The sequence below is a fragment of the Euryhalocaulis sp. genome (genome assembly GCF_013911995.1).
Classification (GTDB): domain Bacteria; phylum Pseudomonadota; class Alphaproteobacteria; order Caulobacterales; family Maricaulaceae; genus Euryhalocaulis; species Euryhalocaulis caribicus.
Window position 1 is genome coordinate 1 of record NZ_JACESD010000084.1, and the last position, 5,179, is coordinate 5,179.

5 protein-coding genes are annotated in these 5,179 nt (G+C 63.5%); 3 read left to right on the top strand and 2 right to left on the bottom strand.

The window, feature by feature from the left end; all coding sequences use genetic code 11:
• Window positions 1-229 precede the first annotated feature (229 nt).
• The gene (locus tag H2040_RS14240) at window positions 230-1,255 is read right to left on the bottom strand and encodes a DUF481 domain-containing protein (RefSeq protein WP_287158256.1); all 1,026 of its coding nucleotides are present in this window, start codon (window positions 1,253-1,255) and stop codon (window positions 230-232) included.
• A 138-nt stretch (window positions 1,256-1,393) separates the two neighbouring features.
• On the opposite strand from H2040_RS14240, the gene H2040_RS14245 reads away from it, so the two are divergent.
• The gene (locus H2040_RS14245; RefSeq protein ID WP_287158257.1) at window positions 1,394-2,284 is read left to right on the top strand and encodes a CHAD domain-containing protein; all 891 of its coding nucleotides are present in this window, start codon (window positions 1,394-1,396) and stop codon (window positions 2,282-2,284) included.
• A 19-nt stretch (window positions 2,285-2,303) separates the two neighbouring features.
• Here the strand turns inward: H2040_RS14245 and rpoH are convergent, their stop codons facing one another.
• Entirely contained in the window at window positions 2,304-3,209 is a 906-nt protein-coding gene (gene rpoH, locus H2040_RS14250) for an RNA polymerase sigma factor RpoH (RefSeq protein ID WP_287158258.1), read from the bottom strand.
• 146 nt (window positions 3,210-3,355) lie between these two features.
• Between rpoH and ypfJ the strand changes: the two genes are divergently transcribed.
• Together ypfJ and H2040_RS14260 are read left to right on the top strand one after the other, a co-directional pair.
• The gene (gene ypfJ, locus H2040_RS14255) at window positions 3,356-4,249 is read left to right on the top strand and encodes a KPN_02809 family neutral zinc metallopeptidase (RefSeq protein WP_502709345.1); all 894 of its coding nucleotides are present in this window, start codon (window positions 3,356-3,358) and stop codon (window positions 4,247-4,249) included.
• Window positions 4,250-4,252: 3 nt separating this feature from the next.
• Window positions 4,253-4,762 (top strand): hypothetical protein, encoded by a 510-nt coding sequence (locus H2040_RS14260; RefSeq protein WP_022697652.1) that lies wholly within the window; start codon window positions 4,253-4,255, stop codon window positions 4,760-4,762.
• The last annotated feature ends 417 nt before the right edge of the window (window positions 4,763-5,179 follow it).

The following is a 5,179-nucleotide window of genomic DNA, read 5'->3' on the forward strand; positions in this document are numbered from 1 at the left end:
AGCATCGAGTTCTACAACGAGATCATCGCGGTTGATAATCTCGGCAGCGATGCGATGGCGAGCACGACGCAAGCCGCCGAAGTGGCGCAAGTTGCTGCGGCGTCTGACGCTCCCGCGCTTCCCGACATGCAGGACGCGATGAACACCGACGTCTCTGGCGATGTCTGGATGCAGTAAGCATCCCGGATGCAAGAGAAAAGCGGCCCCGTTCGGGGCCGCTTTTTTTATGTCAGAACTCCCTCACGAGCGAAACGTCAACGCGGCTGTCGGCGTTCTCGAAGCCGGGGAGCGGCTCGAATTCGTACTGGTAGCGGTATTTCAGCTCGACCGCCCAGGCCCCGCCCACACGCGTGGTCAGGGCAAATTCCTGGTCCGCGCTGGCGGCGTCGGCGACGATGACGCTGCTTTCGGAAGTCAGGCTGGCGGTCTCGGTCAGCGCCCATTCGAAGCTTGAGCCAAGCTCGACGGCCGGGTCGGTCTGAAGTTCGCCGCCGATCGGGTCGGTAAAGCGCGCGCCGGGGGCGGCGCGAAGGGTCCAGTTCAGGTCTTCGCGTTCGAAAATGCGATAGCCCAGACCCGCGCCGGCAAAGGCGGTAAAGTCAAAGCTGGCCAGTTCGTCGCGCTCGTAATTGCCTTCCACGAAGGCGGTCCAGCGTTCGCCCAGTTCGCGCTCGCCGCGCGCATCGACAATCAGCTCGTCGACGCCGGTGACATTATCGGTTTCGGAATAGGCATAGTCGATGGAGCCGTCGAAACCCCAGCCGATCAGCTCCCGCGTTACATCCACGCCCAGCGTGTAGCTCTGGTGATCCGAATTGCCGCTATCGACGCGCAGGCCCGCACGCACCTTGCCGGACCAGGCGGCGAGGGGGCCGTTATCTTCAAACGCGCTGAACGGGCGGCGCCAGGACCAGTCATCCGCCGGGGCTTCGCCGGCTTCCGCAGTCTCGGCCGCCACCGCTTCGGTGGTTTCAGCTTCTGCGACCATGACCGGAGCTGAATCTTCCACGCCCAGCGCCGCATAGGCTTCACCGGCGCGATCCGGGGCGACCAGCGCGACCGTATCCATCACTGCGGCTTGGCCGCCTTCGGCGTTGCGGGCGACCAGCGCCAGCGTGGCCGCGAATTGCGCTTCATCCTGATAGGTGGCCGCGTCTTCGATCAGGCGCGCATAGTCGCTTGAAACTTGCGCTGCAGCGGCGGCGGTCAGGCAGAAAAAAGCGGCCAGCGCCGCCATGAACGTGCGGATTGTCATGTCGATCCCCCGGGATTTGATTCAACAGGGGACCTAGCGCCGTGGGCTCTGCGCGTCGAGTTTTGCGGTGCAGAAGGGAACATGGCGGGGCCTGTCGGCCTTGGTCTATTATATTGGCGGACCTTCAGCGGAGCATGCATGGGATATCGTTTTGAGCCGGGAGAAACGCCCGAGGAGGGCGTGAAGCGGATCGCCGGCGAGCAGATCGGCAAGGCGGTCGCGGATCTGCGCGGGCCGAACCCCGATGCGGCTGCTTTCGCCGCGCGCAAGCGGCTGAAGAAAATCCGCGCGCTGTTCCGGCTGGTCCGCGAGGACATGGGCAAGAAGGCCTATCGGCGGAACAACGCCATCTTCCGCGATTTCGGCCGCGTGCTGTCCGATCTGCGCGACGCCCGCGCCATCCTGGAATCGTTCGACGCCCTGCTGGCGCATTATGGCGAGCAACTGGAGCCGGGCGCATTCATGACGATCCGCGCGGAACTGGCGCATCGCCATGCGGCGATGACGGACTGGGCGCTGGATAATCGCGTCCTGTTCGAGGATTTGGCCGAAGCGCTGGAGGAGGCGCGCCGGCCGGTCGGGAAGATATCCCTGAAACACAAGGATTTCGCGGCAATCCGTCCGGGCTTGAAACGCACTTACCGCACGGCTCTGAGGCGTTTTTCGGAGGCCTATAAGAGCGGCGACGCCGAGGCGTTTCACGAATGGCGCAAGCCGCTGAAGGCGCTGTGGCTGAATGTCCGCCTGTTCAAGCCGGTGTGGAACGAGGCGCTGGAAGATTTTGGCGATTACTCCAAGACGCTGTCCAACCTGACGGGTGAAGATCACAATCTGGCGGTGCTGCGGGAGACGATCCTGGGCGAACCGGCAGCGTTCGGGGGCGCGGCCTCGGCCGAGGCGCTGGCGGGGCTGTCACGCATCCGCAGCCGGGAGCTGCGCCGCAAGGCGCGGCCGCTGGGCGAGGCCCTGTTCGCCGGTCCGCCAAGCGGCTTCGTGGACCGGATGGAACGCTACTGGGACAGGCTTTGAAAGGCGGCTGGAAACGGCGTCAGACCGTTTCCAGCTCTTCTTCCTCGATCAGGCCGCGGTCGCGGGCGTCGTTGCGCATGGCTTCCTGGAGCTTTTCGAACGCGCGGACCTCGATCTGGCGGATGCGTTCGCGGGAGACGCCATAGACCTGGGCCAGTTCCTCGAGCGTTTTGGGCTCGTCGGAGAGCTTGCGCTCCTGGATGATATGGCGTTCGCGCTCATTCAGGGCGCTCATCGCTTCCTGAAGCATCTCCATGCGGACGGTGAATTCTTCGGAGTCGGCGACCGTGGTTTCCTGATCCGGGGTGTCGTTGTCTTCCAGCCAGTCCTGCCACTGCGACTCTGAATCCGACTTCAGCGGCGCGTTCAGGGAGGCGTCGCCCCCGGTCATGCGGCGGTTCATGGAGGTGACCTCTTCCTCGGTCACGCCCAGCTTGGTGGCGATTTCCTCGACATGCTCCGGCGTCAGGTCGCCTTCTTCCAGCGCCTTCATCTCGCCTTTCAGGCGGCGGAGATTGAAGAACAGCTTCTTCTGCGCCGCCGTGGTGCCCATCTTCACGAGCGACCAGGAGCGCAGGATATATTCCTGGATAGAGGCGCGGATCCACCACATGGCGTAAGTCGCCAGGCGGAAGCCCTTGTCCGGATCGAATTTCTTGACCGCCTGCATCAGGCCGACATTGCCCTCGGAAATCACTTCGCCGATGGGCAGGCCATAGCCGCGATAGCCCATGGCGATCTTGGCGACCAGGCGCAGATGGGAGGTAACCAGCTTATGCGCGGCTTTGGCGTCCTCATGCTCGGCCCAGCTTTTGGCCAGCATGAACTCCTCGTCCTTCTCCAGCATTGGAAATTTGCGGATCTCGGACAGGTAACGGCTGAGTCCTTGTTCGGGCGACAGCGATAGCGCAGGAACGTTGGTCATGGATAATCTCCCTCTACCCCGAAACCCGCGCGCTGGAGCCTTTGTTCCAGCACGCGGACAGGGCAAGATAGGTATTCATCGGGCGGTTTGAAGGCACATGACGCCGATTTCATAATTCGTGAGCGCATAGGAGACATACGAAAATGGTGGAATGGCGAAATCGCCGGCGCAGCGGGAATATCGAGGACCGGCGCGGCCAGCGTTTTTCCCGCGGCGGCGGGGGGCTTGCGCTGCTGCCCCTGATCTTCCGGATTTTCGGGTTTCGCGGCCTTGTGTTCGTGGTGCTGATCGTGGGCGGCGTCTGGCTGTTTGGCGGCGATCTCCAGCCGGTGCTGAACCTGCTGACCGGAGGCGGCGGCCAGACGGTCGCCAGCCAAGGCGAGGTTCCGCCGGGGCAGGAAGAGGAAGCGGAGTTTTCCGCCGTGATCCTGGCCGACACCGAAGATGTCTGGAATCAGGTCTTCCTGGAGCAGGGGATGGATTACCCGGAACCGGCGCTGGTGCTGTTTTCCGACGCCGTGCCTTCGGGCTGCGGGTTCGCCAGCGCCGCGGTGGGGCCGTTCTATTGCCCGCCGGACCGCAAGATATTCATCGATCTGACCTTCTTCGATGAATTGAGCGGGCAGCTGGGCGCGTCGGGCGACTTCGCGCCGGCCTATGTGATCGCGCACGAGGTCGGCCATCACGTGCAGAATGTCACCGGCGTTCTGGACCGGGCCAATGCCATGAAACAACGCCTTTCGCAGACCGAAGCCAACACCGTGCAGGTGCGAGTGGAGTTGCAGGCGGACTGTTATGCCGGGGTCTGGGCGGCGCGGGCTGACCGGATGAACGGCATTCTTGAACAGGGCGACATCCAGGAAGGGCTGAGGGCGGCCGCGGCGGTGGGGGATGATACGCTGCAGCGCCGCGCGCAAGGGCGGGTGACGCCCGACAGCTTCACGCACGGTTCGGCCGAGCAGCGCCAGCGCTGGTTCATGGCGGGCTATGACAGCGGCGCGATGGACTCCTGCGACACATTCGCGGCGGAGCGGCTTTAATCCATGTCCGACCCTTTCAGGTTTCGCAGTCCCAGATGGGCCTATGCCGGCGGCGGGCTGGCCGTGGTCGTGGTGCTGGGGGTCAAGTTCCTGATCGGCGGAATTTACGGCGTCCGGGCGGCGCTGGACCTGATCAGCGCGCTGCAGCAGACCTCGCTTTATTTCGGCGCGGCCATCGCCACGGCGTCGGCCACCATCATGGCGCTGATGCTGACCCTGCTGGGTTTCGCGCGGCGCGGAGACACCGAGTTCGACGAATGGGTGTTCCGCTCCATCAACCGGATCAGCACGGTGGCGGCGTTCACGCTGGGTGGATCGATCCTGCTTCTGCTGATGCTGCAATTGCCGGTGGGCGAGTTCGAGAAGATTCCGCACGGCTGGTATTCTTCGCTCTATTTCATCCTGGTGACGCTGATTGCGCTGCTGGCGGGGCTGATGATCTCGACCGTGCTGATGCTGCTCTCCACCGTGCGCTATGTGATCTCCCATCTGACCCCGGGCGACGAGGTTTGAGGGGCGAGGGTTTTTTCTCTCCTCTCCCCTCTCTTCACCGTCATCCTCCGGCTTGACCGGAGGACCCAGGGAGCTTGGGGCGCAAAGACTTCAACTGGGTCCTCCGATCTTCCCCCGGCTCAAGGCCGGGGTCCGTCGGAGGATGACGTTCTTTTTATTGCCTTTCACTCTTTCAGCTCCCGGAAATGGCGCAGCCATTGTCCGGGATCCAGCCTGCAACGGAGCCGCTATCTCTGGACCCCGGATAATCGCTTTGCGATTTCCGGGGACTCGTTGGGGTGAACGCCTCCGCCTCCACGGCCCGCTGGCCGCAGAGTTATCCAAGAAAACACGAGGGTGGCGCGGCGCGTCTTTCGGGACGCCGGTTACCGTGTGTTTGTATGTTTCGCGTCCACAAAGAGACGCGCCGCGCGGTTC

Coding starts and splice junctions, on each gene's coding strand:
- H2040_RS14245 (WP_287158257.1), top strand. CDS start 1,394: ATGGGATATCGTTTTGAGCCGGGAGAAACGCCCGAGGAGGGCGTGAAG.
- rpoH (WP_287158258.1), bottom strand. CDS start 3,209: ATGACCAACGTTCCTGCGCTATCGCTGTCGCCCGAACAAGGACTCAGC.
- H2040_RS14260 (WP_022697652.1), top strand. CDS start 4,253: ATGTCCGACCCTTTCAGGTTTCGCAGTCCCAGATGGGCCTATGCCGGC.
- H2040_RS14240 (WP_287158256.1), bottom strand. CDS start 1,255: ATGACAATCCGCACGTTCATGGCGGCGCTGGCCGCTTTTTTCTGCCTG.